The sequence below is a fragment of the Azospirillum canadense genome, assembly GCF_025961225.1.
In the GTDB taxonomy this organism is placed as follows: Bacteria; Pseudomonadota; Alphaproteobacteria; order Azospirillales; family Azospirillaceae; genus Azospirillum; species Azospirillum canadense.
Map to the genome: position 1 here is coordinate 308,533 of NZ_JAOQNG010000003.1, position 25,238 is coordinate 333,770.

A 25,238-nucleotide genomic window follows, 5' to 3' on the forward strand; every position below is an offset into this window, starting at 1 on the left:
GTGGTTGAGCGAGATGGCCTGAACAGTCGAACGGCGGCCCGGAAACCTGGTTCAAAATGCGGCGCGTCGATGCCGTGACTTTTATGAGGACCGGACCGCGCGGATCTCCATCTGGGCCGGGAGCTGTGCTCCGAGGCCGGATACGTTGGGGCAGACTTTCAGCGCTGGATCAGAAACCGCTTGCCGACGGGGCGGGCCATACGTTTTTGGAGATCAATGACCGCCTCGGCGCGGGTGAGGCGCTCACGCAGGCGCGCGTTCTCCCGCTCCAGGCGTTCCACGTCGCTTTTCAGCGGATTGGCCGGCGGGCTCTTCGGGCCGGGCTTGGCCGGCACCAGTCCACGCAGCATGCCGGCGTCGCGCTGCCGGCGCCATCGCCCGACATTGGACGAGTACAGCCCTTCGCGGCGCAGGATGGCGCCAACATCACCGGGGCGAGCGCGGTCGATCTCCTCCAGGATACGCAGCTTGTCGGCGACGCTGAAGGTGCGCCGCTGCGGGCGCTCGCTCACCTCCGGGTCGGGAGCGGACAGGGCGGTAGAAACGTGGGAGAGTGTCGGTGTGCTCATCGGGTCCTCATCTATGGACGCCCCCCGCCTTGCAAGAGCGTTTTCAACGTGACGGCGTGCGAAGTCGGTTGCTGCCATCTATCCGGCCTACGGGTGCAGCCCACGAGCTGCTGGCCTTGATGAGATCCGCGGATCGACACCCAATCAACGTCGCGAGCTTATCGGCTCGTTGGTGCATACGGGGTTAGCCGATCCCGGTCCGACCTATGCTGCCATCATGTCGGTTATCGCCCTCGCAACCGAAGGGGGGCTTGGGGTGCCGTGCTCAGTCCGCCGATCCGATGACCAGCGTGGCGATGATCCTGTTCACCTCATTGTTCAACCTCTTTGTTCGACCGCCGGGCCCCACCTCTTTGTCCCGACCTGTCTTCCTCGAGAGCGCCGCGCGCTGGGCTTGGCAAGGCCGGCCCTTGGGCCGCCGCGCCAGCGGCTTGGCCTTGCCAAGCCCGAGCCCGGCGCTATGCTGGCGGCGGTCAGGGACCCGGCCATTCTCGTCAGGGCGCGGCCGGCCCCGGCTCGGGGCGCCGGTAGGTTTCCCCGCGCGTCATCACCGCCCAAGCGATGCGCGCTGTCTTGTTGGCCAGCGCGACGACGGCGACGGTGATCGGCCGGCGCCCCAACAGCCTGGCCAGCCACGGCGAGGAGGTGCGCCACCAGCGCAGCACCGCGCGGGCCCCGTGAACCAGCATGCGTCGTCGATAACCGTCGCCCGCTTTGGAAATGCCGCCCAGACGCTCCTTCCCGCCGCTGGAGTTCTGCCGCGGCACCAACCCCAGCCAAGCCGCCAAGTGTCGGCCCGAGGTGAAGGTCTGGGCATCACCGATGGTGGCCACCAGCGCCGTTGCGACGATCGGGCCGATGCCGGGGATGGTGAGCAAGCGCCGGCAGGTCTCGTCCCGTTTGGCCTGCTCGCCCAACTGAGCATCGAGGTCGGCGATCCGGCGCTCGGTCTCCCGAAGTTGCTCCACCAGGACCTGCAGCACCGTCTTGGCGGCCGCTGGGACCGCCTCGTCACCGGGGTCCGCCAGCCGCATCGTCAATTGCGCGACCTTCGGTGCCCCTTGCGGCGCCACAATGCCGAACTCGGCGAGATGCCCACGCAAGGCATTGATCAGCGGCGTCTTCTGGCGGACCAGCGTCTCGCGCACCCGGTGGACGACAAGCGTGCTCTGCTGCTCCTCGCTCTTCATCGGCACGAAGCGCATGCTGGGGCGCTGGACGGCCTCGCAGATCGCCTCGGCATCGGCCTGGTCGTTCTTGTGACGCTTGACGTAGGGCTTCACGTACTGCGGCGGCAGCAGACGCACCGTGTGCCCGAGCCTGCTGATCTCGCGAGCCCAGAAATGCGCGCTGGCGCACGCTTCCAGGCCGACCACACAGGCCGGCAGGTTGGCAAAGAACGTCAGCACCCCATCGCGGCGCACGCGCTTGGTAAGCACGGTCTTACCGCGCCCGTCCACACCGTGAAGCTGGAACACCGACTTGGCCAGATCGAGGCCGATGATCGTGGGCTGCATGGAAAGATCTCCGTTTCCAGAGGGCCGATCCCCTTCAGGTAAGATCACTCACCAGAGGCGGGGGCGTCCATTCCATCACGCTGGCCCCCGGCAGTCGCACGGGCGCTGTTGTGCCGGTGGGCAAATCCACCCGGAGTGACGTGGAGCCGGGATGACCCGTTTGCCGACCGCAAAGTTCACGGGGGATTTCGCCCCAACCACTGACGCGTGGTACTCTCATTCCGTCATCGTGCACGCATCCGAGGGGGAGACGGTATGATGGACTGGGACAAGCTGCGGGTGTTCCACGCGGTTGCCGAAGCCGGCAGCTTCACCCATGCGGGAGAAGCCCTCAACCTGAGCCAATCGGCGGTCAGCCGGCAGATCAGCGCCCTGGAAGACAGCCTGGGCGTCGCGCTGTTCCACCGGCACGCCCGCGGGCTGAGCCTGACCGAGCACGGCCAGGTGCTGCACCACACAGCGCACGATGTCTTCGCCAAGCTGGCCACGACCGAGACCCAGCTCATCGCGAGCAAGGAGATCGCCAAGGGCCCCCTGAAAGTCACGGCCACCGCGGCGTTTGGCGCCACTTGGCTGACGCCGCGCGTCGGCGAGTTTCTGGCACTCTACCCCGAGATCCAGCTCACTCTGCTGATCGACGACACCGAATTGGACCTCGGCATGCGCAAGGCCGACGTCGCCATCCGGGTGAGCCCGCCCCGGCAACCGGACCTCATCCAGCGGCACCTGATGGCCTTTCACTCGCATCTCTACGCGCACCAACGCTATCTCCAGGAGCGCGGGACGCCACAGGCGGTTTCCGATTTGGCGGCGCACGACCTCATCACCTACCCTCCGGATGTCCGCGGGCCGTTCGCCACCATCCATTGGCTCCGCAGCCTGGTCACCGAGCCGATCGCCCGCGATCGGACGGTGCTGCAGGTCAACAACCTGTACGCTATCTTCCGTGCGGTGGAGAGCGGGCTCGGCATCGGCGCCCTGCCCGATTATCTGGCCAAGGACCGCCCTGAGCTGGTGCGCGTGTTGCCCGCCCACTCCGGCGCACAGGTGGACGCCTTCTTCGTCTATCCGGAGGAGCTGCGGAATTCCAGGCGCATCGCGGTGTTTCGCGACTTCCTCGTCCACAAGGTGGCGGAGAGCCAATTCTAAGGGTTCGGTTGGACGGTGGGCGGCGCGGGGTTTGAGCGGCATCGGGCGACGATGGTGGCAGGCATCAACGGGCTATGGCTTCGACGCCGCTCTGTAAGCCGCCGCCAATCCTCCATCCCTGCGCTACGCTGCCGGTCGGCCCTCTTTTTCCTTGCGCCGCGGGGGCCGTCCCACCGTGACAACGCCGAAGCGTCTTTTGCGCCGCGATTGCAGTGGTCCGTGGTGGTGATGACTTGGATGATCTGGCGATGAACGCTCCCAGGCTCGATCGCTGGCGGCTGATCCAAATCGCCTCCCACGCGGTCCTGATTGGTCGCGTCAGCGGGCGTCCGCAACGCCGGACGGGGCCGTTGCGGTCACATCACCCGTCGTGCAGCGCGCATTGGACAGCGGCACGGCGATCACATGCTCGGGCAGCAGCTGTCACGGGTGCCGCGCCTATTTCTTAGTTTTGGTAGGGGCAAACTCAAGGCTGTTTAACAGATTTGCCCAATGAGCCGCATGCTCTTCATCATGGAGAGCAAGAACTCCAGCCTTCACGCGGACAAACCCGCCCCCGTCATGGTCAAAGACGGTCCAGGCGTGTTGGTCGTCGTTCAGGGCAACGGCGTGTCGGGGTTTCTTGCGCTGCATCATGAGCGCATCTATGCCGGAAATGCTGCGATGCAACAAGCCGAACGAAAGGTTAATAGCGGGGCCAGATGCGACGGCCGGCGTGTTGCATGGATGGAGCCGTTCGGGTAGGCGCGGGCCTGCGTTCCTCGTCAGCCGGACTGTCGCCATTCCGCACAAGGCCAATGCCGCTCGTCGCCATCACAGTCCGCGAGCGAAGCGCACCGTGACGAGTTGGGCCGAGTACGATGCCGCCCTGCGCCAGCGCGGCAGCCTCATGGTCGGGTTCTCGCAAAAGGCCATCGAGGGGGGAAGGCGGCGGTGCGCCGAACGCCGGGTGGACCGGCGAGCTATTTGGATCTCGCCACACCAGCGCGCTCCTGCAGCGGGCCGTGTTCCGGCTGGCGTTTCGCCAGACCGAAGGGCTGATCGGCTCCGTCCTCCAGCGGCTCGGGCTTGAGCTGCTGGTGCCCGATCACTCCACCATCGCCTGCCGCGCCCGAACGGTGACGCTGCCATCAACGCCGCGCTCAAGCAGCGGGCCCATCCACCTGCTGGTCGACAGCACGGTACGGAAGCTGTGTGGCCCCGGCGAACGGTTGATCGAGAAACATGGGACGAAGCGGCGGCACTCCTGGCGTGCGCTACACATCGGCTTGGACGCGGGCAGTGGCCGAATGGTCGCGGCCACGCTGACGGAGCGCGGTGTTGATGACGCCGCGCAGGTCGGCCCCTTGCTCGATCAAGTCTCCGAACCCGTAGTCTCGGTGACCGGCGATGGCGCGTATGACCGGAGTGGCGTCTATGCGTCCGTGCACGAGCGCCATCGCGAGGCTGCGGTGGTGGCGCCACCGCGCCGCGATGCCGTGCTCAGCGACACCGCCGAGACGGCGCCCACCCAACGGGACCGCCACATCCTGACCATCGCTGCGATGGGCCGGATGGCTTGGCAGCGCGCCAGCGGCGACAACAAGAGAGCAGGTGTGAGAGCCAAATGGCGCGCTGGAAGGGCGTCCTCGGCGAGGCGCTGCGCTTCCATTCCGATCAGGCGCAGGCCACCGAAGTCGCCATCGGCGTTGCCGTCCTCAACCGCATGCTCGACCTCAGACGCCCGAACTCTGTCCGCGTCGCCTGATCACCAACGGCAATGGTGGCGACCTCCTGCCCGTCTCGCCTCCCCGCACACGCCGATTCCCGTCCGATGGCGTCACTCCGTTTCGAAATGGCCGCTCCCCTTCAGATGGGACCACTCGCCAGACACGGGGGCGTCCATCCCATCATGGTGACCACAAAGGATATCGCCGCTCCGCTTAGAATCAGACCGTCCATACCAAATCGAATTGCCATTCAGAATAAGGCATCTCTGAAGGAAATTTGAACGTGGAAAGCACAGAGTGCACCATAGGGACACAAGCGGTATTGGGAGGACAGCGCCATGCATAAAAATAGCGCGATTTTCGGAACAATAGACAACGATTTCATCTGGGCAAAGTCCGGCAGCGACGTTGTGCGCGCTGGTTCGGGCAACGACATCGTGTTCGGCCGAGCCGGGAAGGATGAGCTTTTCGGCGAGGCTGGAAACGACACGCTCTACGGCGGAAACCAAGTTGATCATCTGGAGGGAGGTCCCGGCAACGACCTGTTGTGCGGTGGCAACGGCGATGACCTGTTTTTCTTCTACAGCGGCCAGGACACCTTCGTCGGCGGGTCCGGGCACGACTACTTCATGATGAACGGCAGCACCACATCCGGGAACTCGATCACCGTCGAAGACTTCAAGCTTGGGGAGGATTGGCTCCACAACACTGACTACTTCGGCCTGACAAGCGTGTCCTCGATCAACGGAGGATGCGACACCCAGCTGGTCTTTTCGGACATCCTGCACGAGGACAATCCCGGATCGCCGGTGTCTATCGTCCTGGCTGGCGTGTCGCTGAGCGAAATCCACGACTATCTGGCGCCGATCAACGGCGGCACCGATCTGCTGCCCTTGTTCAAGAGCCACCTCGAGATCCCCTGGAATTTCTGACGTGAGGCAGTGTGGCAGGGCTGTGCAATTCTCCTCATGAGGCCCCGAGTGCGAGCAGGCGAACGAGGCTGAATGCGTTGGCGTAGGTTCCGGCAGCTTTCGCGTCAGCTTGATCACGCCGGGGTTATAAAAGACGGAGAGGACCACCTCCAATGAGTGCTCGTGCAGCGAGGCTCTGGTTTGGCGCCGTGGGGTGTGGTGTAGCAGAAGTGCGCCTCCCCATTGCTTTGGTGCAGGGATGGGGTAGCTGTCAGCATGGACGTGGTCGGGTCAGGCGTACCCCCTGCCTGATCGATCCGCCCGAGTATGCCGCACGAGCACAATGCCGACCGTCGCCACCGGATTCCGAGAGCCCGCTCCAAGGTTAGGAACTGGTCGGCCTATGAAGCCGGGCTGCGTCGGCGCGGCTCCTTGACCATCTGGTTTTCGCAAAAGGCCATTGCGGCGGGCGCCGCCGCGGTCCACGCCGGGTAGCCAAGCGCGCTACTCGGACCTCACGATCGAGACGGCACGGATCCTGAGGGCGGTGTTTCGCCAACCGCTGCGGCAGACCGAAGGGCTGGTCAGCTCGCTGCTCGCACTGATGGAACTGGACCTGCCGGTGCCGCATCACTGCACGCTGAGCCGGCGGGCCGGAACGCTGGCGATGGCGCCGGCGGCGACGGACCGGTGCGCGTCCTTGCTCCGTTTGACGTGGCGCGCTCGGGCAAGCCCCGCGAACATCCAGCCGTATTCCTGAATGCCCCAACACACCGGATCCCAACAACGTTGGCCATCGCACAGGGGCCCAGCTGTGTGAGGGTGCTGAGGGAAGTGATGGCGAGACGGTTCAAGCCGGGGATCGGGAAGACCCATGTACTGTCATGCGCCGGGACTATCCGGAATTTCGTGCTCGGCGGGGGTATAGTGAGACGGAAGGAGCCCCCTTATGGCACGACGCAAAGCCCCTGTTATCCCTGACGCGATCCTTGACCAGCTGCTGGCGGGAGCCGATGCCAAGACGGCGTTTGAGCAGAACGGCTTGCTCGATCAGCTGAAGAAAGCACTGACGGAGCGGGCGCTGAAAGCGGAGTTGGATCATCATCTGGCCAGCGATGAGAGCGACAACCGCCGCAATGGCTATGGCCGCAAGACGGTGCTGACCAATGGGGGAAAGCTTGATTTGGCCATTCCCCGCGACCGGACAGGGACGTTCGATCCAGCGCTGATCGGCAAGTACCAGCGGCGTTTCCCCGGCTTCGACGAGACGATCATCTCGATGTACGCGCGGGGCATGTCGACGCGGGAGATCACCGGGCACCTGCGGGAGCTCTATGGCAGAGGTCTCGGCCGACCTGATCTCCACGGTGACGGACGCGGTGATCGACGAGGTGACGACCTGGCAGAACCGGCCCCTAGAAGCAATCTACCCGCTGGTGTTCCTGGATGCCATCCGGGTCAAGATCCGGGACGAAGGCTTGGTGCGCAACAAAGCCATCCATGTGGCCATCGGCGTGCGGGCCGACGGCGCCAAGGAGGTGCTGGGCCTGTGGATCGAACAGAACGAAGGCGCCAAGTTCTGGTTGCGCGTGCTGAACGAATTGAAGAACCGCGGCGTGGAGGACATCCTGCTGGCCGTGGTCGACGGCCTGAAGGGGTTTCCCGAGGCGATCGCGGCGGCCTATCCCGAGACGATCGTCCAAACCTGCATCGTTCATCTGTTGCGCCACAGCATGGAATTTGCGTCTTGGAAGGACCGCAGGGCCATCGCGGCCGCCTTGAAGACGGTCTACGACGCCGTCGACGACAAAGCCGCCGAGGCCGCCCTGACCGCTTTCGAGGACGGACCCTGGGGTGAAAAATACGCAGCCATCGGCAAGGCGTGGCGCCGGGCGTGGCAGGAGGTCATTCCCTTCTTCGCCTTCCCCCGCGAGGTCCGGCGTATCCTCTACACCACGGATGAGATTGACAAGTTCCGATGTGACCTGATCTGCCGACAGCGTTTTTCACCCGTGACCGTGGTACAGGCCCTCGCAAGCATCGGCTCGCTCCCCGGCATTCGGGACATGAATGCCCCTCTGCGCGGCGCGGTGCCGCGGTCAAGCCCCGCAGCCGCGCAGCGGTGCGCCTTCGGCGCAGGGCTTGACCGCGGCACCGCGCCGCGCGACCCTTTCTTCGTCCCGAAGGCGGGCTGATCTTGCACTCAGTTCGCCGGTGGCATCGGTGGCGGTCCGCCGTCACGGCTCTCCCGCGGGTGCGGCTTGCGTTGGCGCCGACGCCGCTTTAGGGCGGCGTGGCTGCCAGTGGCTGACGAACGCCTCGTCAGCCTGCTGGGCCTGTTGCGCCATGACGATCTCATGATCGCGCAGGACCTTGATGTTGTAGGCGTAGGCCGCACCAGGCCGATTGCCTTTCTTCAGCGGCGCTCCCGCCTGCAATTCCATCGCGCGGGTCTTGTGGGCGACCAGAGCCGGCCGTGCCCACTGGTAATCCGTGCCCTTGGACAAGAGATGCCAGCAGAGCACCGCCAGCTTGCGAGCCACGGCGACGGCGGCGACTTGGTGGCCACGGCGGGCGCGAATGCGCAGGAAGAACGCCCGCAGCGGTCCCGGCGCCTTGGACGCCGCCCAGGCCGCCTCGACCAGCAGGGCGCGGGCGTGGGAGCGTCCCCGCTTGCTGATGCGGCCATATTGGGCGAGCCCAAGCCCGGACTGGTGAACCCGAGGATTGAGCCCGACGTAGCTCACCAGCTTCTGCGGGCTGTCGAAGCGATGGATATCACCAATCGCGGCAACCAGCCCGGCGGCGACGGTGAGGTTGACGCCGGAGATCGTCAGAAGCCGTCTGACCGCAGGATCATCACAGACGGATTGGGCAATCTCACGGTCGAGCCCCTGCAAGTCCTCGCCCAAGCGATCAAGTTCGCGCAGGTGGCGCTCAATGGCCGCCCGTTCGTCATCGGGAAGTGGTTGACGCGCCAGCCAGGCCCGCCCCCGGTGGCCGAACAGATCAGCGTGCGGGCATGGCGGGATCAGATGGGCGTGCAGGATCGCGTGGACCTCGTTCTTGATCCGGGTGCGGTGCCGGACCACTTGGTTGCGCCGCGTCACCAGACGGCGGCGCCGTTCGGTTTCGGCGTCCGGCAGCCAGACCTCGGGCAGGAAATCGGCCGCCCGCAAAGACGCCAGCACGCCGGCGTCGATTTTGTCGGTCTTGACGTGGGCGTGGGCGATCGCCTTGACCTCCAGCGGGTTGGCAATGATCACGCGCGCCACGAAGGGCGAGAGAACGCGGACGACGGCCATGCTGTTGCCGGTCGCCTCGACGACGACCTCGTCCTCCGTGGTCAGCATGCGGCCGAAGCCTTCCAGGCCCGAGCGGGTCATATCGACCCGGCCGGCCGGTCGCAGCCGGCCGTCCTCCCAGAACACGACCTCGGCAAAGGTGCGATGGATGTCCATTCCGACGATGCGTCGCATGATGGCTCTCCCTCATGAACGGCGGGAGCGGCGGGCAACACGACAACTACGGATCCGCGCTCGCAGCGCAACCGGGTGGGTCGCAGGGGCGGCCAGCTACTAACACGAGCTCGCAGCTCATCGTATACATCGGCCTGCCCACCTTACGCGCTCCCGATGCCCCTTGTCCCGGATGGTCGCACCTTACATCAGAGCCCAAGAGGCCCCAACCGGACGAGGGCGGCATCGGGCATCATCATACCAGTTACCAACGCCATCGAGGCCTTGAACTCAAAGCTGCGCCGGGCGGTGCGGGCCAGGGGGCATTTCCCCAATGACGAGGCCGCCCTGAAGCTCCTGTTTCTCGTCTTGAACCGCGCCGAGAAAGACTGGAAAATGCCGCCGCGGGAATGGACGGCCGCCAAGGCGCAGATGGCCGTCATCTTCGGCGAGCGATTCTCTAAGGCGATGAGCGCCTGAAAGTGAAACCCGCCCCCGCCGAGCACGAAATTCCTGATAGTCCCCATGCGCCTCAAGCGCGGCACGTTGATCGGGACCCAATCCGCGGAGTTCATCATGGCCCGCGGTCATCAGCACCGCACCTTTCGAGGCCGGAAACAGGACCGCACCTGACCATTTCGCCAAGCCAGACCTCTTTTCCCTTGCACCGCAGCGGTCGTCCACACATGACGGTGCCGTTCATATTGCCTCCCTGCGTCACTCAGGCCCTGGTTCCTGCGCTGCGTTCCGCTTCACCTCCGTGGACTCGTCCCACAGTCCCCGGCGGATGGTGCCGGCCATCGTGGCTTGCGCTTCATCTGTTGCAGCCGTTCCGCCGCCTCCTTAGCGAACTTCTTGCGGGCGGCAAGCGCCAGTCGAGCCTGCGCACTCACCACCTGAGCCCGGTGCCCCGCGTCCTGCGCCTTGCTCAGTATCGCTTGGAGATCGATCGCGTGAACTGGCTGGCGCCCGCTGGATGCGCTGGGGCCACACCTGGCGGCCTTGAGCAGGTGGTGGCACATGGCCGGCCAGCGTCCGGCCGCTTCGAGCCGTCGATAATATCCGTATACCGTCGGCCAAGGCGGAAAGTGCGGCGGTGGGGGCAACTCCCGCCAGGAGCAGCCGGTCCGCAGCTTGTGGTACAAGGCGTCCAGTACCGGCCGGACATCGGGCGCGCGGGGCCGCCCGGTCCGCTGGGGTGTGGGGACCAGACGCATGAGGTGGGCGTAATCCGCCTCACTCAGACAGTCGTTCGGCGCCCAGTGCGGGGCGCAAGGTCGATCAGCCATGGGCGCCACTCTAGGCGACGCGCAACCCGGTGTTCCAGCTAGCAAATTCCGTATGCCGGTCGGGGTTTCCCTTTCGGAACGAGGCATGACCAAACGGCGGAGCGATCCATGACAACCGGCTGGTGGTGCAAAGTAGGCTGAATGTATGCGGTGAATGATACTTTCAAAACAACATGCTCAAGTTTTGAACGCTCCATTACGGCTATGCAAAACTCTCATCCGCACAGCTTAAGCAAGCAAAGGTGAGGCGGCAAAGAAGTTTCAAAACGCACCAGAACACGCAACGCGGAGAAAGCACATCGCCATGTTCCCCCAGGGTTAGCCTCTGTTGGCAATAAGCATTTTGAGATCGGTGCGGCGGTCTCTTTTGCCTTGACGGCGAGACCGCCACGATTGTTATGCTATTAACGCGATGCCGGCCCGGAAATCCAGGAGGTTCTTGGAATTAGGGCCCAACGGCACTGGTGGACCTCATGAACACAGCGGTCGCTTTGGTCCGGTTCACAAGAACGCGAAAGGCAGGGCCGGGCGGGCGGTGGTCTCAATTCCGGTGTGCATGGGACTGCTTTGAGGATGAATCCGAAGACGCTGTCCTGGTACTGCGAAGGCGCCGGACAAACCACGGCGCCTTCCTCGTCCTTTGCAAAGAGGACCACAGAAACGACCACACCGGGTCAGGCGCGGTGGTTCTCGCCAGAGTCCGCCTGGCCTCGGGGAAGCGAAGAAAAGGGTCATCCATGAAGAAGAATACGAATGACGTGACCGCACGAGAGCTGGAAGTCTACATGGCCGGTGGTCTCGATCACTCCACCCGTGCGAAGATCGAGCACCATCTGCTTCGCGATCCCAGTTCATCTGATCAGGTCCGGGCGGATGGCGTGGCCATTTGGCACCTGCGGAAGCTGTTCGCGCCGATCCTGCACGAGCCAATCCCTCGCCGCATGCGCGACCTCATCACACGCTCTTAAACGTCCCCTGCGCTCGTCGACCGACGGGGCGCGTTCATCGCGGCCTCCCGTTGCCAGGGGAATGGTTGCCAGGGGGATGGATGCCTGAAGGAACGCTCACTTACATCACGCACCGTTGCCCAAGCGTGCCGAATCTGTCCGGAGATCCGCAGCGGGTCGCTTGGCGGGTGGTCGATGAACACGTGCCAACGCGTCTGCCGCGCGGCGTGTATCGGTTCCAGGTGATGGCTCTGCCTGGCGCAGCGGGGCCTGCTCAGCCGCTCGAAGCCACCGGCGATCACGAGACCATCCGGAGCAGCGCCGCGGCGGTCATCGCCGAGGCCATGCGCCGGTTTGGCGAAGTGAGCCTGCTTGATCTCCAGCTCAGCCGGGTGGTGCCGTACGCCACCGCCGCGCGGCCGTTTTGAGGAGTCATGTTGGGCCTTGTTGCACAAACCCGGCCGGGGGCCGTCCTGGTGGCCTGAGGGGCGATTGGGGAATAGAGGCGGGAGCTGAATTTGAGACCCCGCATGCCGTACAAGCACAACGAACCGCATCGCCACACGATCCCGAACGCCAAGTACAAAGTCGGGCGCTGGCGGGAGTACAACCGGGCTCTGCGGCAGCGCGGCCGTTTGACGGTGTGGGTCTCCTCCGAGGCCCTGGCCACGTGGACGCCGGTCCAGACCGGGCGGCGGGGCTGGTCGCTGGCATACTCGGACCTCGCCATAGAAACGGGATCATGCTGCGCCTGGCGATGGGCCGGGGTGTTGTCAGGTTGGCGAGGGCGGATCGCGCATGGCAAGTTGGTCGGCATGAGCACGACGCCTGACCCGTACCGCGGCTTCCGCTTTCCGGCCGAGATCATCAGCGAAGCGGTGTGGCTGTATCACGGATTCAGCTTGAGCCTGCGCGAGGTCGAGCTGATCCTGGCGGCGCGCGGCATCGAGGTCAGCGACGAAACCATCCGGGAGTGGGGCCTGCGCTTCGGCCGGGAGTTCGCCAACACGCTCAAGCGCCGCCGGTCCCAGCCGGGCGACACGTGTTTGCTGGACGAGGTGTTCATCCGCATCCGCGGCAAGCAGCACCACCTGTGGCGGGCCATCGACCAGAACGGTGTGGTCCTCGACATCCTGATCCAGAGCCGCCGCAACACCAAAGCGGCCAAGCGCTTCTTTTGCAAGCTGCTGAAAGGGCTGCGCTACGCCCCGCGTGTCCTCGTGACCGACAAGCTGAAGTCCTACGCCGCGGCGACGAAGGACCTGAAGCTCGGCCGCGAGCATCGGCAAAGCCGATACCTGAACAACGCCGGCGAAGTGTCGCATCAACCGACCCGACGGCGCGAGCGGCACAGGAAGAGGTTCAAATCCGCCCGACATGCCCAGAGGTTCCTCTCCCCCATAGCCCGATCCACAACCATGTCCAGCTTCGCCGCCATCTAATCACTGCCACCGAATACCGCGCCGCCCGAGCTCACGCCTTCACCACCTGGCGCGAGGTGACCGGCCTCGCCCTGACCGCCTGAACCATCCAACACACGGATTGTCCACACCCTCAGTTTGTCAACCAACCGTGAAGTTGACAGCACCGCAAACGGGCACCCGGAACGGCAAAGGCCGGACCGGGAACCAGCCACCCCGCACCCCGGACGAGCCCCGGCCATGCCCGACACCGCCCCGATCCTGCCCGTCCCCGACGACGGAGACGACCGCGCGCTGCGGCGCCTGGGCGCGGAGCACGGCATCCTGCTCGACGCCTACCGAGCCCTGTGCCGCACCCCACCCATCGCCGACGAGCCGCTGGACCGCCTGACCCAAGCCCTGACCGAGCTGGAGGAGTGCGTCGCCGGCCTGCCCGCGCACAGCGCGGCGGGGCTGCTGGTGCGCCTGCGCGTGCTGTGGGCCGCCCTCGACCACACCGACGCCAGCCTGTTCCGCCCGCCCGGGTCTGAGGCCGGCATCGTCCACCGCCTCGTCAGGCGCGCGCTCGACGACGCCCGGCGCCTCGCCGAGCGGTGGTGACCGCGGGACCGGCCTTTCACCCGCCGGACGGCGAGCCCAGGTCCAGCAGCGTTCTCGGCGGCACGGCGAGCGCGTCCGCCAGCTCCTTCAGGACGGTGACGGTCGGGTTGCGCGTGCCGCGTTCGATGCCGCTGATGTAGGTGCGGTGCAGCCCCGACTGGAAGGCAAGCTCCTCCTGCGACCAGCCGCGCGTGCGCCGGACCCGCTGAACGTTGAGCCCCACCTGCTTGCGGATGTCCATGGCGCCAGTCCTGCCCGCTTGCAGCCGATCGGTCTACAGACTATGAGTCACATTTTGCCGGAGGCGCGTGTGGCGCGTACTGTCGGTGCAGCCGATGCGCGATGGTGGCGGAGGTTCATCGCGCGGGCTTGCGGGCATGGCCGGTGCGGAGCAGGAGGGCAGGGCTGGGCGGCGGAGCGAAGGCGAGGCACACGGGACGGGGGCGGGCGCCCGCGGCGGGGTCCGGGCTGGACACCGTCGATGCCCACGTCGGTGGCCGGGTGCGCCTCCGCCGCGCGCTGCTCGGGCTGTCGCAGACCGACCTCGGGGAGCGCCTCGGCGTGACCTAGCAGCAGGTGCAGAAGTACGAGGCCGGGCGGAACGGCATCGCCGCGTCGCGCCTGTGGCAGCTGGCCGAGGCGCTCGACGTGCCGGTCAGCTTCTTCTTCGACGGCATGCCGGACGGCCGCGCCGCCGGGACCGGCGGCGAGACGCCGCTGGACCGGCGCGAAACACTGGACCTGCTGGCCTGCTACTACCGGCTCGCCGCCCCCAAGCTCCGCCGCCGGGTGCTCGCCCTGCTGGCGGCGACCGTGGCCGCGCTGGAGGACACCGTCGCCTGACCCGGTGCGGGCCCCGCGCCGCGCCGTCCGCCTCTCCCCACAGCCGACACGCGAAGGAGGTGATCATGCCGCCGATGGCCCGCGCCCCCACGGCGGGGACCGCATCGCGCCGCGCCGCCCTGGCCGCGGCGACACGGCTCCTGAGGGCTGAACTGGACCGGGGCGGCCCGGCCGATCCGCTGGTCACGCTCTGGCGGGACTGGCGCGACGCCCATCGCGCCCTGGTCCGGCTGTCACGCCGGGCGCAACGGCTGGAGCGCGGCCTGGGCGGGCGCATCGGCTTTCCGCGCGTTCCGGTGCCTCTGGAAGGGGTCGGTGCACCACCCGCTTACGCGACGGAGGAGCGTGACGTGGACCGGCTGCTCGGCACCGGTCCCGCCACCCGGGCTTTGCGCGCCCGGCTCAAGCGCGACCTGGCCGCCGTGCGGACCGCCTGGACTGTTGGGGCCGAGGCCTGTGGCCTGACCGCCGCCCGGGCGGGCGAGGACGCCGCCGACCGGCGTGCCGCCGCGCTGATGAGAACGGCGGCCGCCACCCCCGCGCAGTCCCTCGCCGGCGTGGTCGCCCGGCTGGCCATCGCCACCGAGTGGAGCGCCCACGAACCGGAGCCCGACGGGCAGCCCTGGACGTTCATCCGCACCACCCTGGCCGACCTGCTGGTCCTCGCCGGCGCCGCCCGGACCCCTTGCGAAGATCCATAGTCGGGACATTGGCCGATTGGCACCAGGAAAGGACGACGCTCATGGAGCGTGACATCGGTGCCCAGCGAATCCCTGAGATCATCGCCGCGCTTTCCGGCGAGCCCAATCCCGCCGTGCGGCGCGCGGTGCGGCTGGCGATTCTGGACATCGCCGATCGGTACGGCGTCGGGCCGTCCAAGCCGGAACGGACGCCGATGGTCCCGAGGCGCCTTGCGGCCCGATCAGGTGATGCCATATAATGGGATCAGTTGGTTTGGAGGCGGTGATGCAGGTTCAGGAGATCGTGAACGTCATGGGCGGCCCCGCCACCTTCGGCCGCGCCGTGACCACCCCGTTGGACCTACAGCGCCGGATCGGCGAGGGGGTGACCGTTGACGCCCTCGACCGGGTCGCTAGGCACGTCTACGCCGATCCGGCGGCGCGCCGGACCCTGATGACCCGCATCGTGCCGGAGGGGACGCTGAAGCGTCGCCTTCGCGAGGGACGGCTTACCCCGGCCGAAGGCGAGCGCACGGCGCGCGTGGCGAACGTCATCGCGCACGCCGAGTACGTCTGGCGCAACGCCGAAGACGCCCGGCAGTGGCTGACGACGCCGCACCCGGAACTCGCCGACCGTGCTCCCATCGAGGTGGCCGTCGACGAGTTCGGCGCCCGGCACGTCGAGGACATCCTCGACGCGATCCTGCATGGGCTGCCCGCGTAACCCATGCCGTCCCACCCGACCGGGCCGCACCGGACTGAGATGTTGACGGCCTTCCGCATCGCGGACGACCGCTTTCCGCTGCTGGACGGCGGCGGGGCCTTCAAGACCGGCGGCCGCTGGAACTCCAGGGGGCGCTACGTCGTCTACGCCGGGCTCGGCTTCGCCACCGCGATGCTGGAGAAACTGGCGCACACCCGGATCGGCAAAATCCCGGCCGGGCAGCAGTTCGCCGAGGTTTTCGTTCCGGGGCACGTTACGGTCGAGGAGATCGGCCCCGGTGACGTGCCCGGATGGGATGATCCCGGCTACGCCGCCAGCCAGGCCTATGGCGATGCGTGGTACGACGGCCGGCGGTCGGCGGTCCTCGTCGTGCCGTCGCACTCGGCCATGGGCTTCGAGCGCAACCTCCTGATCAACCAACTGCACCCGGACTTCGCCGACATCCGCGCATCCCGGCCACGGCCCGTGCTGTGGGATGCCCGCCTGTTCGCACCGTCTCCTTAACGCGGTCGCAAACCTCGGGCTTTCACACCGTATGGGGACCGTAGGACGCGCCCGCCATCGGGCAAGGCCGGGCGCCATCGGCGGGTGCGCCGTTCCTTGATGGCGACGGTTCTCTGCCCTACCATGGATGGGAATGACCGGGATGACGGTGCGGGGGAGTGGCGCGTGGGCGACCTGACCATTCGAAACTTGGACGAACCGCTGGCGCAGCGGCTCCAGAGCCGTGCGGCCCATCATGGCCGTTCCATGGAGGACGAGGCGCGCCTGATCCTGCGCGACGTTCTGGCCGGGCAGCCGGAGGCGGCGGCGAATCTGGCGGAAGCGATCCGGCGCCGCTTCCAGCGCTTCGGCGGTGTCGAGGTGCCGGACGTGCCACGCGAACCGCTGCGGGAACCGCCGACGTTCGAGTGACCGGGGTTTTCTGACCATGATCATCCTGGACACCAACGTCCTGTCGGAGTTGATGCGGCCGAACCCGTCGGCCGCGGTGGTGCGGTGGATTGCCGGCCAGACGGCGACCGACTTGTGCACCACCGCCGTTACCCAGGCGGAAATCCTTTACGGTCTGGTGTTGCTACCGGAAGGCAAACGGCGCAATGACCTTCTGACCGCCGCGGGACAGATGTTCGCGGAGGATTTCGCCGGGCGCGTGCTGCCCTTCGATGGAGCGGCGGCGGAGGCCTTCGCCTTGCTTGCTGCGGGCCGGCGCCGGGCGGGGGCGTCCGACCGGAACCTTCGACGCGCAGATTGCCGGCATTGCGCGGTCGCGCGGTGCCGCCGTGGCGACCCGGAACGTGGCGGATTTTCAGGATTGCGGCGTGATGGTGGTCAACCCCTGGGACGAATGATCGTGAGGGAACGGTCGGCGGGAGATCGGGACGTGCAACGCTTCGGATCGCCCCGACCCGCCCAGCGCTTCGTCTCATTGCAGTCCGCCGCTTTCAACACCTTCAACGTCCAGCGGCATCCGATCTCCCGCCGCACAGTCCGGGCGCAGGGCATGGCTGATTGGCGGAGCCCGGTCGTCGCGGCGTGAGCCCGTCGGCGGTTCCGGGATCTCCGCGCATCGGAATGGTCCCTGCGACAAAACTCCACCGTGGTTGCCCGCGGACTTTCTCTCGACGGCGCGGCCGACCCGGACTACCAATGGACCTGACGCGGCGGGAGACGGCAGGCATGAACACGCCACCATGGCAGGAACGGGATCGGCTGGTTGCGATCGACATCGAGACGACCGGCCGGCGGATGCCGCGTCTCGAGGACATTCGCAAAGCCCCCAAGGGTCTGCGCCAGCCGGGCATCATCATCGAGATCGGCTGCCTGGAGATCGTCCGCGAGGGAACGGAGTGGGTGAAGGCGCGGACCTGGGAAACCCGGGTCAACCCCGACGCGCCGATCAACCCCGATGCGATCAAGGTGCACAACATCCGCCCCGCCGACCTGAAGACGGCGCCCCGCTTTCCACAAGTCGCCGACGAGCTGCTGGCCTTTCTGGGCGAAGACCTCCTGGTCGCCCACGCTTATGAAAACGAGATGGATTTCCTGAATTACGAGTTCGCCCGGTGCGGGCGCGTCCCCTGGGGAACGGATCTCTTCGAGAGCAGCCGCTTCATCTGCACCCGGGAGATGTCGCACGAACGCTTTCCGGGTGCTTCGGGCTCGCTCGATGCCTTGTGCGACCGGTTGTGGCTCGATCGCAGCGCCCGCTTTGCCCACCATGGGGCGTTGCTCGACGCGGACCTGACCGCCGATGCCTTCCTCACGTTGGCCTTCGGCGACACCAGCCCCCGCGGTGCGGTGTTCGACTGATCCCGTGCCGTCGGCGGGAAGCGTCTTGAGCGTGTCGCGGTGCTTGCCGCTCCAAGAAGGCGGAGGACGATCATGCCGGAGTTGCGGGTGCCGGTCCTGAGGTTCGCATCCGAGGCCGCGTGCCAGCGGGCAACCGCAGTTCTCAGCGAGCAACAGTTCGACTGGCGCAAGGAGTCGGAAACCGAGATCGGATGCACACCCTGGGACGATCTCGACGAAGCCGTTCAGGGGCTGAAGGCCGAGGGCATTCCCTGCGAGCGGGCGGACAAAGCCGCCGTCAGATTGGGGCCCCGGATTCCTCGGCCGCGGACATGACGGCCGAATGCTCGGCGGGTGGCTGTCGAGCACGGGCGGGCCTTGGCGGCCGTAATGCCTCGACGGATTCGTCATTTGCGGCATCAGGCATCCGGAGGGACGCGCACCTCCGCCAGGAGCGCGTCCAGGAACGCGGCGTGCGACGCCGGCAGGGTGCCGGCGGCCCAATAGGCGAAGGCATCGCAGCACCATTCCTCGGCCACGGCGTTGTGGTTGGACAGGAGCTTGCGCGACACCGGGTCGGCGAGCCCGCCGAGGCGCTGCATGCGGCGCAGGAAGTCGGCGTGTTCGGCTTCGATGCGCTGGCGCACGGCACCGGGGCTGGCCTCCCGGGCTTCGAGGCGTTCGAGGACGAAGTGGGCGTATTCGTGCAGAACGACGAAGGCGACCTCCCACTCGGGGTCGGTGCCCCGCTGCGCCACGTCGGCGAGCCAGGCCAGATTCAGCCGGATGTTCGCTGTCCCCTTGGTGTGCAGGCCGATCGCCGCGCCTGGCCGGTGAAGCTCCTCGATGAAGTAGGAGACGCGGCACGGCGGCAAGCGACCCAGGCCCCGGGCTGCCAACAAGCGGTTGGCCAGCGCCGCCGACGGCGCGACGAACGCGTCGGCGACCCGGGATTGCTCGACGAACTGTGCCGACGCCAGAAACCGCATGCTGCCTCTCCATATTCTCCGAAAACAGATGGGGGCGGATCGCGGCCCGCCCCCTGGGGCCCCACCGTTCGTGCGTTCCCGCGACTTGGGTCCGGCTTTGCCGGGCGCCGTGCACCATGTCATCGGCGCAGCGGGTTTCGGCCTTGGCGGGAACCCTTGCGAGCGTGCTTCGCATCACCGTGCGCGGCGACACGGTGGCTGTGGCGGAGGCGCCAGTCCGCGGCCGGGCTTCCTTGTGGCCTCCCTTGACCGACGGCGTGCGCTCGATCAGCAGCAGTCAGGGCGCGCGGGAGCGGGCACCCGGCGGTGATCGGCCGACCGGGAACCAGTCACGGTGTTGTCAGGTTGGCGAGGGCGGATCGCGCATGTTCGTCTCGGCCAGCCGCAGCCGGCCGAGGGGGATGGCGATGGTCTTCATGGGAATGGATCCTGAAAACGGACGCGCGGCGGGACGGCCCCACCGGCGCGCTGGGGACGGGGAGAGGCTCGGGCGAGGCGGCTATTCGGCGGCCAGCGGCGCGTCGAACGACCGCTCGACGATCGGGGCGATGGCGGTCGCCGAGACCACACGCAGCCGGGCGGTGGCATCGGTGGCGAGAAAGTCGTTGCCCTCGAAGCCGGCCTCGCGGACCAGCCGGACGGACGCCAGATGCGCCAGCAGCGGCGGGGGCACGAGCGCCAGCGGGATCGGCAGGAAGCGTCGGGTGTCGAGCTGCACCAGCAGCAGGACGGTGGGGTGGGAGTCGGTGTCTTCTTCGGCGCTGTGGGGGATGAGGGCGAGCGGCGGGTTTCCGCCGGTGGTCGGGCCGGTGTGCATCGTCGGGTCCTCCGGTTTGCCTGCGTCCGTGCAGGCCGTCCGAATCCGTTTCCATCCTGACTGCCTCCTGCCCGCCCCGTCGATGCCGCGGTGGGCCATTCCGCCGACGCGGCAGGGCTTGGCTGTGCCGCGACGGAGTCAGGAGACGACGCCGACGGCGTCGCGGTCTTGGCCAGCCCGGAACCGGAGGACAACGGGTTGCCAATTCGCGCGACTCGAATCATCTTACATATCCTATCGCGCGTGATTCATGATAAACAGCTACCGTGAAGAGAGATAACACGGCGATCATCAGCCGTGCAGTTGCGGAACCGAGCCGGGTGGTGCGAGGTTATCCGACGGGGTGGTGAGGAGGTGCAGGCCATGCCGGCCGATGGTAACCGTGATCCCGACTTGGCCGAACTGATCCGCCGGCGCGAGGCCGAAGCCTCGGCCATGGGCCGGACGGAAGGCCAGCTCTGCATCGAGGCCGAGATACTGTTGCGCCTGGCCGAACGCCGTTTCGGCCCAATGCCGGGCAGCCGTCCCAAAGGTTTTGCGCGCAGGCCGGTTGGGGCTACAGTGCGCGGCCCCGGAGAGGCACGCCATGACCGACCACGCCGACCTGACCCCGAAGGAACGCGACCTGATCCGCCGCGAGTTCATGCGCCGCCTGACCTCGGCGCGCTCGATCCACGACGGCATCATGCTCAAGCGCTGGTCGACCGGGCCGCGCAAAGGCGAGCCGAAACTCCAGGCCGCCGTGCAGTCCCTGCGCAACCGCGGCTTGGTGGAACTCGCCGACCTCGACCGGCACTGGCCGACGGCCCGCTTCACCGCGGCGGGCTACGCCGCGCTCCGGCGCTTGGCGGCCGACCGCCGGGCGCTCAATGCCGAGGACCACGCGCAGATGATCGGGGAAATCACCGCGCTGGACACCCCCACCGCGACACCGGACGCAGCCTGACCGGCCGGCGGCCGCCATCCCGCCACGCTTTTCCGCCCTTCCGCAAGGAACGCACTGCCGTGAGGGCGCGAACGCCGTCGCCCCGAGGATGAACGATAAGCCGGTCAGTGCCCGCGCGGCTCGTCCAGCCAGTCCTCGCAGCGCAGGCCGGGCACGCGGCTGAATTCGCCGAGATTGCCGGTCACCACGGCGAGGCCGCGGCTGCGGGCGTGGCCGGCGATCATCAGGTCGTACGGCCCGATCACGCGGCCCTGGCGCTCCAATTCGGCCCGGATGTCGCCGAAGTGCCCGGCGGCTTCGTCGTCGAAGGGCAGCACGTCGAGACGGGCGGTCAGCCGCTCGACCTCGTGGCGCTTCTCCGCCGGGCGGTCGGACTTGGCGGCACCGTGCAGCAGTTCCGCCAGCGTCACCGCGGAGATGCACAAGCCGCCCGCTTCCGCGTTGAACCGGGCCCGGGCGCTCGGCGGGCGGTCGCGCAGAACGCGGATGCAGACGTTGGTGTCCAGCATGTAGCGCAGCATCACCACGCCTCGCGCTCTTGCGGTGCGGGCTGGTCGCGGTCCGGAAAGGCGATGCCGGGGGAGTCGAAGAAGTCGTCCCAGACGCTGTCGGCCGGCACGATGATGCGACGGACTCCTTCGCGCAGAATGACGACCTCGCGGACATGCGCGGGGAACGACACGTCCTTCGGAAGCCGGACGGCCTGGCTGCGGTTGGACTGGAACAAGGTCGTGCGGACGGTCATGGATCACCCCCGTGCGTATATCCTGAATGTATATCCCAAGACACGGGGCGTCAATGCCCGGAGCGCCCCCGAATCCCGACTCTGAAGCCACAGACACCGCTGAAGCACACACGCGGCGCATTCGGCGAAGACCCAGGCTCATTGGATCGTCCGGCTGGACAACACCGCGGCGGAACGACAGGTGATGCACCCGGCACCATCAGCCGGAGCCACTCTTCGCGGGCGCGCAGCATGAGCGACGACGTCTGGCGGCTTCCGCCAACCCAGCACGGCCGCGACATCCGGCTCGGGCAGGATCGCGCCCCGGTGCCCCTCCCCTCCGGCGGCAAGGCCCAGCTGGGGCGCGTTGCGACGAAAACGCCCGAAGCCGTGGTGAAGGGTGTTGGTGCAGCGAGGTCCGCACAGACGCAGTGAAGCCTGACACGACCTTTGATCAGGCGATGCGGACGGAGTTCGGGCGTGCTTGATCGATCATCCGGTTCAGGATGATGACGCCGGTGGCGGCTTCAGTTCGTTGGCCGGGCAACGTGCGTGCACGCAGCTGGTCGCCGAGGATGCGCTTGTAACGCGCCATCGCGGTTTCCGCCTTCGCCCGCTCGCCATAGTCGGTCTGCTTTTGCCAGCCTGAGCGCCCGTGCTCGGCCAGGCTCTGGATGTGGCGGTCCCGCTGGGTCGGGGCGGTTGTGGCGGCCTCGCTCACGACCGCCGTGGCGCGCGGGGGGATGATCACCCGAGCCCCGGCATCCCGGGCGGCGATGGTCTGGTAAATCGGTTCGCCGTCGTACGCGCCGTCAGCCATGACGGTGTCGATGGGGCCACTGATCTGGTCGAGCAGCGGTCCGACCTGGGAGGCGTCCCCGTCGCTGGTGGTGGTCAGCGTGGCCGCGACGATGGCGCTGCTGGCGGCATCCACCGCGAGATGGAGTTTGCGCCAGGTCCGCGGCCCGCGCACGCCATGCTTGTCGCGGTGCCACTCGCCGGCCCCGTAGACCTTCAAGCCGGTGCTGTCGATCACCAGCGTGACCGGGCCCGTCGGCAGGGCCGTGGCCAACACCGGCGTCAAGCGCGCCGCCCGGCGACTGATCGTCGTGTGGTCGGGAACCGGCAGGTCCACGCCCAGGAGATCCAGCAACGAGCCGAGCAGCCCCTCGGTCTGGCGCAGCGGCTGATGAAACACCAAGCGGACCATGAGGGCTGTTTCGATAGCCGTCTGCGAGTAGCGCGCTTGCCCACCGGGCGTCGTCCGCGGCGCCGCTCGCCAGGCGGCGATCGCCGTGTCGCTGACCCACAGCGTCAGACTGCCGCGCCGGCGCAGTCCGGCTTCGTACGACGCCCAATTCGTTACTTTGAACCGCATCTTCGGGATGTGATGGCGCCGCGCGTCGTTGTGTTTGTTCGGCATGCCGAGGCTGACCAATCCGGTAATCAAGAGACGCGCCCTTCTACACGATGACCCAGGACCGGCAATCCCGAACCTCGCTGCACCAACGCCGGTAAAGGCGGTACGCGATCGGCAAGCTGGCCTGCTCGTTGGCCACCGACAGCGTCACGGCGACCTGACAGTTGTCCTGCTTGCCGATCTGCCCACAGTACTGCCGGGCCACGCCGACCGAGAGCTTGCCCTTCTTCGGCACGCCGGTGTCGTCGATGAACCAGTGGCGGATGGGCCCGTGGCGCTCGATGAGAGGCAGCACGCGCGCGCCGCGTCCAGCATGGCCTCGTCGCTTCACTCCGCCTTGGCGACGAAGTGATGCAGCGACCGGTGGGCCGCCTGAACGCGGTGCGGGGCGACGCGCACGGCCATCGGCTCGACGCTCTTACGCCGCCCCGGGAGCAGAAGCCCCGTGCAGTAAGCGTGCATCGGGGCGCAGCGGTCGGCATGCCCGAGCACGCTTCCGGTCGCCTCCAGATAATCCTCAAACCGGCGCTCCGCCGCGCCCTGCCGATCCAGACTCGTCTGTGCCATAGCCCTTATATGGGGCGGCACTTATGACACAGTAGTACCAGTTCCCCGCCGTGCCCTAGGCGCGCCAGAACGGCTTGGAAACTTCCGCCTCTCGGGCTTGCTCCGAAATGCCCAGGTCTTGCAACAGGCGCTCATCAAGTTTCGCAAGCTCCTGACGCGACACAGCTCTCCGGCACCATGTGCGAAAAATACGGGCAAGCTTGGATGGCTGATGCCGCTCGGGAACATGGGGCGCCGGCGCGACGTCAGAATACTGGAACATCGTAGCTTTCATGATCGGGATGCCTTCCAGGGTGGCGAGATGCCGGCAAATTTCCGGGCATGCCATAACTCAAATGCACAAAAAATGTACGCAACTGCACAGCATTGCACCACGCGCATCATGGAATGCTTGCACTGCAGCATTCGAATAGATTGGCCAGACAAACCAATCATGTTGGTGTCTGCAATTAAGTTGCGATCAGTGTAGCGGTGGGGGTGGCCTTCGGGCTGCTCTTCGCCATTGATCGTCACGATTACGAGTATGTGAGACCGCCGCGAACCTGCGGGCCATCATGCCGCCCGCCGGAAAGGTCGGTGGGCGTATAGATTGGCGGCGGTGTAGTCGGAGGCGGGCGTGCCGTTCATCGCGGCGGTGCGCACCTTCAGCATCCGGTGAGCACCCCGTGGAGACCAGCGCATGTGTTGGTTGGCACCCTTGCGCCGGGGCGTTATCAACTTCGCGACTGGTTGAGGAACTGAGGGCCTGAACTATCCGTTTGCTGGATGGCTCAGGCCCTCAGGACGAGGCTGGTCGCCTGACGCCACGTGGTGAAGGCGTGAGCTCGGGCGGCGCGGTATTCGGTGGCAGTGATTAGATGGCGGCGAAGCTGGACATGGTTGTGGATCGGGCTATGGGGGAGAGGAACCTCTGGGCATGTCGGGCGGATTTGAACCTCTTCCTGTGCCGCTCGTGCCGTCGGGTCGGTTGATGCGACACTTCGCCGGCGTTGTTCAGGTATCGGCTTTGCCGATGCTCGCGGCCGAGCTTCAGGTCCTTCGTCGCCGCGGCGTAGGACTTCAGCTTGTCGGTCACGAGGACACGCGGGGCGTAGCGCAGCCCTTTCAGCAGCTTGCAAAAGAAGCGCTTGGCCGCTTTGGTGTTGCGGCGGCTCTGGATCAGGATGTCGAGGACCACACCGTTCTGGTCGATGGCCCGCCACAGGTGGTGCTGCTTGCCGCGGATGCGGATGAACACCTCATCCAACAACCACGTGTCGCCCGGCTGGGACCGGCGGCGCTTGAGCGTGTTGGCGAACTCCCGGCCGAAGCGCAGGCCCCACTCCCGGATGGTTTCGTCGCTGACCTCGATGCCGCGCGCCGCCAGGATCAGCTCGACCTCGCGCAGGCTCAAGCTGAATCCGTGATACAGCCACACCGCTTCGCTGATGATCTCGGCCGGAAAGCGGAAGCCGCGGTACGGGTCAGGCGTCGTGCTCATGCCGACCAACTTGCCATGCGCGATCCGCCCTCGCCAACCTGACAACACCCGCGCCAGCCCTGGCTGGAATTGCTGCGACGGGGTGGAAAGTGCGGGGTTCCGGGGTGCGATGTGCGGGGCGACGTGCACTGGTCGGGGTGAAAAGTACGGGGAGACGGGGTGACGAGTCTGGAATCGGCGAACACG

General features: G+C 66.8%; 31 protein-coding genes and 9 pseudogenes. 25 read left to right on the top strand and 15 right to left on the bottom strand.

Going from position 1 to position 25,238, the window contains the following annotated elements:
- Nucleotides 1–158: 158 nt before the first annotated feature.
- The gene (locus tag M2351_RS19540) at nt 159–569 is read right to left on the bottom strand and encodes a hypothetical protein (RefSeq protein WP_264657761.1); all 411 of its coding nucleotides are present in this window, start codon (nt 567–569) and stop codon (nt 159–161) included.
- A gap of 494 nt (nt 570–1,063) precedes the next feature.
- Complete coding sequence (locus M2351_RS19545; RefSeq protein ID WP_264657762.1) at nt 1,064–2,086, bottom strand: IS110 family RNA-guided transposase; 1,023 nt, start codon at nt 2,084–2,086, stop codon at nt 1,064–1,066.
- 258 nt (nt 2,087–2,344) lie between these two features.
- On the opposite strand from M2351_RS19545, the gene M2351_RS19550 reads away from it, so the two are divergent.
- The 7 genes and pseudogenes from M2351_RS19550 to M2351_RS19575 form a co-directional block, all read left to right on the top strand.
- Nucleotides 2,345–3,235: a LysR family transcriptional regulator gene (locus tag M2351_RS19550; protein WP_264658089.1), complete on the top strand. Its 891-nt coding sequence runs from the start codon at nt 2,345–2,347 to the stop codon at nt 3,233–3,235.
- 492 nt (nt 3,236–3,727) lie between these two features.
- On the top strand, nt 3,728–3,979 hold the full coding sequence (locus tag M2351_RS19555) for an SH2 domain-containing protein (RefSeq protein ID WP_264657763.1): 252 nt from the start codon (nt 3,728–3,730) through the stop codon (nt 3,977–3,979).
- Nucleotides 3,980–4,095: 116 nt separating this feature from the next.
- Nucleotides 4,096–4,710 (top strand): annotated as a pseudogene (locus M2351_RS45155) (transposase); the annotation flags it as partial.
- A 131-nt stretch (nt 4,711–4,841) separates the two neighbouring features.
- The gene (locus M2351_RS19560; protein ID WP_264657764.1) at nt 4,842–4,982 is read left to right on the top strand and encodes a hypothetical protein; all 141 of its coding nucleotides are present in this window, start codon (nt 4,842–4,844) and stop codon (nt 4,980–4,982) included.
- A gap of 300 nt (nt 4,983–5,282) precedes the next feature.
- A complete protein-coding gene (locus M2351_RS19565; RefSeq protein WP_264657765.1) occupies nt 5,283–5,876 on the top strand; it encodes a calcium-binding protein in 594 nt (197 codons plus the stop codon).
- A 306-nt stretch (nt 5,877–6,182) separates the two neighbouring features.
- Nucleotides 6,183–6,516, top strand: a pseudogene (locus M2351_RS19570) (transposase); the annotation flags it as partial.
- A 288-nt stretch (nt 6,517–6,804) separates the two neighbouring features.
- Nucleotides 6,805–7,843 (top strand): annotated as a pseudogene (locus M2351_RS19575) (IS256 family transposase); the annotation flags it as partial.
- 249 nt (nt 7,844–8,092) lie between these two features.
- Here M2351_RS19575 and M2351_RS19580 read toward each other — a convergent pair.
- On the bottom strand, nt 8,093–9,316 hold the full coding sequence (locus M2351_RS19580; protein ID WP_264658090.1) for an IS110 family RNA-guided transposase: 1,224 nt from the start codon (nt 9,314–9,316) through the stop codon (nt 8,093–8,095).
- Nucleotides 9,317–9,568: 252 nt separating this feature from the next.
- Between M2351_RS19580 and M2351_RS19585 the strand changes: the two are divergent.
- Nucleotides 9,569–9,793: pseudogene (locus M2351_RS19585) on the top strand (transposase); the annotation flags it as partial.
- A gap of 272 nt (nt 9,794–10,065) precedes the next feature.
- Here the strand turns inward: M2351_RS19585 and M2351_RS45160 are convergent.
- Entirely contained in the window at nt 10,066–10,689 is a 624-nt protein-coding gene (locus tag M2351_RS45160) for a transposase (RefSeq protein WP_406567408.1), read from the bottom strand.
- 650 nt (nt 10,690–11,339) lie between these two features.
- Here M2351_RS45160 and M2351_RS19590 point away from each other — a divergent pair.
- The 5 genes and pseudogenes from M2351_RS19590 to M2351_RS19610 all read left to right on the top strand — a co-directional run bounded on the left by M2351_RS19590 (nt 11,340) and on the right by M2351_RS19610 (nt 13,570).
- Complete coding sequence (locus M2351_RS19590) at nt 11,340–11,570, top strand: hypothetical protein (protein WP_264657766.1); 231 nt, start codon at nt 11,340–11,342, stop codon at nt 11,568–11,570.
- An 80-nt stretch (nt 11,571–11,650) separates the two neighbouring features.
- Nucleotides 11,651–11,977 (top strand): hypothetical protein, encoded by a 327-nt coding sequence (locus M2351_RS19595; protein WP_264657767.1) that lies wholly within the window; start codon nt 11,651–11,653, stop codon nt 11,975–11,977.
- 102 nt (nt 11,978–12,079) lie between these two features.
- Nucleotides 12,080–12,315: pseudogene (locus M2351_RS19600) on the top strand (transposase); the annotation flags it as partial.
- Between the two features lie 49 nt (nt 12,316–12,364).
- Nucleotides 12,365–13,074, top strand: a pseudogene (locus M2351_RS19605) (IS6 family transposase).
- 136 nt (nt 13,075–13,210) lie between these two features.
- Entirely contained in the window at nt 13,211–13,570 is a 360-nt protein-coding gene (locus M2351_RS19610; protein ID WP_264657768.1) for a hypothetical protein, read from the top strand.
- A gap of 16 nt (nt 13,571–13,586) precedes the next feature.
- On the opposite strand, the gene M2351_RS19615 is transcribed toward M2351_RS19610, so the two are convergent.
- Entirely contained in the window at nt 13,587–13,811 is a 225-nt protein-coding gene (locus M2351_RS19615; protein WP_264657769.1) for a helix-turn-helix domain-containing protein, read from the bottom strand.
- Nucleotides 13,812–13,954: 143 nt separating this feature from the next.
- On the opposite strand from M2351_RS19615, the gene M2351_RS44965 reads away from it, so the two are divergent.
- From M2351_RS44965 to M2351_RS19660, 10 genes are all read left to right on the top strand, one after another.
- The gene (locus tag M2351_RS44965; protein ID WP_319801904.1) at nt 13,955–14,140 is read left to right on the top strand and encodes a hypothetical protein; all 186 of its coding nucleotides are present in this window, start codon (nt 13,955–13,957) and stop codon (nt 14,138–14,140) included.
- Between the two features lie 6 nt (nt 14,141–14,146).
- The gene (locus M2351_RS19620) at nt 14,147–14,413 is read left to right on the top strand and encodes a hypothetical protein (RefSeq protein WP_319801905.1); all 267 of its coding nucleotides are present in this window, start codon (nt 14,147–14,149) and stop codon (nt 14,411–14,413) included.
- 65 nt (nt 14,414–14,478) lie between these two features.
- Nucleotides 14,479–15,114, top strand: a complete 636-nt coding sequence (locus M2351_RS19625; RefSeq protein ID WP_264657770.1) for a hypothetical protein — start codon at nt 14,479–14,481, stop codon at nt 15,112–15,114.
- Between the two features lie 41 nt (nt 15,115–15,155).
- Complete coding sequence (locus tag M2351_RS19630) at nt 15,156–15,353, top strand: hypothetical protein (RefSeq protein WP_264657771.1); 198 nt, start codon at nt 15,156–15,158, stop codon at nt 15,351–15,353.
- Between the two features lie 26 nt (nt 15,354–15,379).
- On the top strand, nt 15,380–15,817 hold the full coding sequence (locus M2351_RS19635; protein ID WP_264657772.1) for an antitoxin Xre/MbcA/ParS toxin-binding domain-containing protein: 438 nt from the start codon (nt 15,380–15,382) through the stop codon (nt 15,815–15,817).
- A 39-nt stretch (nt 15,818–15,856) separates the two neighbouring features.
- Nucleotides 15,857–16,321: an RES family NAD+ phosphorylase gene (locus M2351_RS19640; protein WP_264657773.1), complete on the top strand. Its 465-nt coding sequence runs from the start codon at nt 15,857–15,859 to the stop codon at nt 16,319–16,321.
- 165 nt (nt 16,322–16,486) lie between these two features.
- Nucleotides 16,487–16,732 carry a FitA-like ribbon-helix-helix domain-containing protein gene (locus tag M2351_RS19645; protein WP_264657774.1) on the top strand — a complete coding sequence of 82 codons (246 nt, stop codon included), beginning with the start codon at nt 16,487–16,489 and terminating at the stop codon, nt 16,730–16,732.
- Between the two features lie 16 nt (nt 16,733–16,748).
- Nucleotides 16,749–17,357, top strand: coding sequence for a PIN domain-containing protein (locus tag M2351_RS19650; protein ID WP_264657775.1), 609 nt, complete (start codon nt 16,749–16,751; stop codon nt 17,355–17,357).
- Nucleotides 17,358–17,497: 140 nt separating this feature from the next.
- A complete protein-coding gene (locus M2351_RS19655) occupies nt 17,498–18,130 on the top strand; it encodes a 3'-5' exonuclease (protein ID WP_264657776.1) in 633 nt (210 codons plus the stop codon).
- A gap of 72 nt (nt 18,131–18,202) precedes the next feature.
- On the top strand, nt 18,203–18,445 hold the full coding sequence (locus tag M2351_RS19660) for a hypothetical protein (RefSeq protein WP_264657777.1): 243 nt from the start codon (nt 18,203–18,205) through the stop codon (nt 18,443–18,445).
- Between the two features lie 83 nt (nt 18,446–18,528).
- Here the strand turns inward: M2351_RS19660 and M2351_RS19665 are convergent, their stop codons facing one another.
- The 3 genes from M2351_RS19665 to M2351_RS19675 all read right to left on the bottom strand — a co-directional run bounded on the left by M2351_RS19665 (nt 18,529) and on the right by M2351_RS19675 (nt 20,503).
- Nucleotides 18,529–19,098, bottom strand: coding sequence for a hypothetical protein (locus M2351_RS19665; protein ID WP_264657778.1), 570 nt, complete (start codon nt 19,096–19,098; stop codon nt 18,529–18,531).
- A 499-nt stretch (nt 19,099–19,597) separates the two neighbouring features.
- On the bottom strand, nt 19,598–19,915 hold the full coding sequence (locus M2351_RS19670) for a hypothetical protein (RefSeq protein ID WP_264657779.1): 318 nt from the start codon (nt 19,913–19,915) through the stop codon (nt 19,598–19,600).
- A 291-nt stretch (nt 19,916–20,206) separates the two neighbouring features.
- Entirely contained in the window at nt 20,207–20,503 is a 297-nt protein-coding gene (locus M2351_RS19675) for a hypothetical protein (protein WP_264657780.1), read from the bottom strand.
- On the opposite strand from M2351_RS19675, the gene M2351_RS19680 reads away from it, so the two are divergent.
- Entirely contained in the window at nt 20,502–20,861 is a 360-nt protein-coding gene (locus M2351_RS19680) for a hypothetical protein (protein ID WP_264657781.1), read from the top strand. The two genes, M2351_RS19675 and M2351_RS19680, sit on opposite strands and share 2 nt — an antisense overlap.
- A gap of 104 nt (nt 20,862–20,965) precedes the next feature.
- On the opposite strand, the gene vapC is transcribed toward M2351_RS19680, so the two are convergent.
- Nucleotides 20,966–21,382: a type II toxin-antitoxin system tRNA(fMet)-specific endonuclease VapC gene (vapC, locus tag M2351_RS19685; RefSeq protein WP_264657782.1), complete on the bottom strand. Its 417-nt coding sequence runs from the start codon at nt 21,380–21,382 to the stop codon at nt 20,966–20,968.
- Complete coding sequence (locus M2351_RS19690) at nt 21,382–21,606, bottom strand: antitoxin (RefSeq protein ID WP_264657783.1); 225 nt, start codon at nt 21,604–21,606, stop codon at nt 21,382–21,384. The genes vapC and M2351_RS19690 overlap by 1 nt, the downstream gene beginning before the upstream one ends.
- A gap of 231 nt (nt 21,607–21,837) precedes the next feature.
- On the opposite strand from M2351_RS19690, the gene M2351_RS19695 reads away from it, so the two are divergent.
- Nucleotides 21,838–22,020 carry a hypothetical protein gene (locus tag M2351_RS19695; RefSeq protein ID WP_264657784.1) on the top strand — a complete coding sequence of 61 codons (183 nt, stop codon included), beginning with the start codon at nt 21,838–21,840 and terminating at the stop codon, nt 22,018–22,020.
- A gap of 19 nt (nt 22,021–22,039) precedes the next feature.
- Here M2351_RS19695 and M2351_RS19700 read toward each other — a convergent pair whose 3' ends face one another.
- From M2351_RS19700 to M2351_RS19720, 5 genes and pseudogenes are all read right to left on the bottom strand, one after another.
- Nucleotides 22,040–23,008, bottom strand: coding sequence for an IS5 family transposase (locus tag M2351_RS19700; RefSeq protein WP_264657785.1), 969 nt, complete (start codon nt 23,006–23,008; stop codon nt 22,040–22,042).
- A gap of 73 nt (nt 23,009–23,081) precedes the next feature.
- Nucleotides 23,082–23,572: pseudogene (locus M2351_RS19705) on the bottom strand (transposase); the annotation flags it as partial.
- 55 nt (nt 23,573–23,627) lie between these two features.
- The gene (locus M2351_RS45165; protein ID WP_406567409.1) at nt 23,628–23,900 is read right to left on the bottom strand and encodes a DUF1127 domain-containing protein; all 273 of its coding nucleotides are present in this window, start codon (nt 23,898–23,900) and stop codon (nt 23,628–23,630) included.
- A 224-nt stretch (nt 23,901–24,124) separates the two neighbouring features.
- Nucleotides 24,125–24,277, bottom strand: a pseudogene (locus M2351_RS19715) (ISKra4-like element ISAzba1 family transposase); the annotation flags it as partial.
- A gap of 65 nt (nt 24,278–24,342) precedes the next feature.
- Nucleotides 24,343–25,052, bottom strand: a pseudogene (locus M2351_RS19720) (IS6 family transposase).
- Between the last annotated feature and the right edge of the window lie 186 nt (nt 25,053–25,238).

Coding starts and splice junctions, on each gene's coding strand:
- M2351_RS19540 (WP_264657761.1), bottom strand. CDS start 569: ATGAGCACACCGACACTCTCCCACGTTTCTACCGCCCTGTCCGCTCCC.
- M2351_RS19545 (WP_264657762.1), bottom strand. CDS start 2,086: ATGCAGCCCACGATCATCGGCCTCGATCTGGCCAAGTCGGTGTTCCAG.
- M2351_RS19550 (WP_264658089.1), top strand. CDS start 2,345: ATGGACTGGGACAAGCTGCGGGTGTTCCACGCGGTTGCCGAAGCCGGC.
- M2351_RS19555 (WP_264657763.1), top strand. CDS start 3,728: ATGAGCCGCATGCTCTTCATCATGGAGAGCAAGAACTCCAGCCTTCAC.
- M2351_RS19560 (WP_264657764.1), top strand. CDS start 4,842: ATGGCGCGCTGGAAGGGCGTCCTCGGCGAGGCGCTGCGCTTCCATTCC.
- M2351_RS19565 (WP_264657765.1), top strand. CDS start 5,283: ATGCATAAAAATAGCGCGATTTTCGGAACAATAGACAACGATTTCATC.
- M2351_RS19580 (WP_264658090.1), bottom strand. CDS start 9,316: ATGGACATCCATCGCACCTTTGCCGAGGTCGTGTTCTGGGAGGACGGC.
- M2351_RS45160 (WP_406567408.1), bottom strand. CDS start 10,689: ATGCCTCGTTCCGAAAGGGAAACCCCGACCGGCATACGGAATTTGCTA.
- M2351_RS19590 (WP_264657766.1), top strand. CDS start 11,340: ATGAAGAAGAATACGAATGACGTGACCGCACGAGAGCTGGAAGTCTAC.
- M2351_RS19595 (WP_264657767.1), top strand. CDS start 11,651: ATGCCTGAAGGAACGCTCACTTACATCACGCACCGTTGCCCAAGCGTG.
- M2351_RS19610 (WP_264657768.1), top strand. CDS start 13,211: ATGCCCGACACCGCCCCGATCCTGCCCGTCCCCGACGACGGAGACGAC.
- M2351_RS19615 (WP_264657769.1), bottom strand. CDS start 13,811: ATGGACATCCGCAAGCAGGTGGGGCTCAACGTTCAGCGGGTCCGGCGC.
- M2351_RS19625 (WP_264657770.1), top strand. CDS start 14,479: ATGCCGCCGATGGCCCGCGCCCCCACGGCGGGGACCGCATCGCGCCGC.
- M2351_RS19630 (WP_264657771.1), top strand. CDS start 15,156: ATGGAGCGTGACATCGGTGCCCAGCGAATCCCTGAGATCATCGCCGCG.
- M2351_RS19635 (WP_264657772.1), top strand. CDS start 15,380: ATGCAGGTTCAGGAGATCGTGAACGTCATGGGCGGCCCCGCCACCTTC.
- M2351_RS19640 (WP_264657773.1), top strand. CDS start 15,857: ATGTTGACGGCCTTCCGCATCGCGGACGACCGCTTTCCGCTGCTGGAC.
- M2351_RS19650 (WP_264657775.1), top strand. CDS start 16,749: ATGATCATCCTGGACACCAACGTCCTGTCGGAGTTGATGCGGCCGAAC.
- M2351_RS19655 (WP_264657776.1), top strand. CDS start 17,498: ATGAACACGCCACCATGGCAGGAACGGGATCGGCTGGTTGCGATCGAC.
- M2351_RS19660 (WP_264657777.1), top strand. CDS start 18,203: ATGCCGGAGTTGCGGGTGCCGGTCCTGAGGTTCGCATCCGAGGCCGCG.
- M2351_RS19665 (WP_264657778.1), bottom strand. CDS start 19,098: ATGCGGTTTCTGGCGTCGGCACAGTTCGTCGAGCAATCCCGGGTCGCC.
- M2351_RS19670 (WP_264657779.1), bottom strand. CDS start 19,915: ATGCACACCGGCCCGACCACCGGCGGAAACCCGCCGCTCGCCCTCATC.
- M2351_RS19680 (WP_264657781.1), top strand. CDS start 20,502: ATGACCGACCACGCCGACCTGACCCCGAAGGAACGCGACCTGATCCGC.
- M2351_RS19675 (WP_264657780.1), bottom strand. CDS start 20,503: ATGGCGTGCCTCTCCGGGGCCGCGCACTGTAGCCCCAACCGGCCTGCG.
- vapC (WP_264657782.1), bottom strand. CDS start 21,382: ATGCTGCGCTACATGCTGGACACCAACGTCTGCATCCGCGTTCTGCGC.
- M2351_RS19690 (WP_264657783.1), bottom strand. CDS start 21,606: ATGACCGTCCGCACGACCTTGTTCCAGTCCAACCGCAGCCAGGCCGTC.
- M2351_RS19695 (WP_264657784.1), top strand. CDS start 21,838: ATGAGCGACGACGTCTGGCGGCTTCCGCCAACCCAGCACGGCCGCGAC.
- M2351_RS19700 (WP_264657785.1), bottom strand. CDS start 23,008: ATGCCGAACAAACACAACGACGCGCGGCGCCATCACATCCCGAAGATG.
- M2351_RS45165 (WP_406567409.1), bottom strand. CDS start 23,900: ATGGCATGCCCGGAAATTTGCCGGCATCTCGCCACCCTGGAAGGCATC.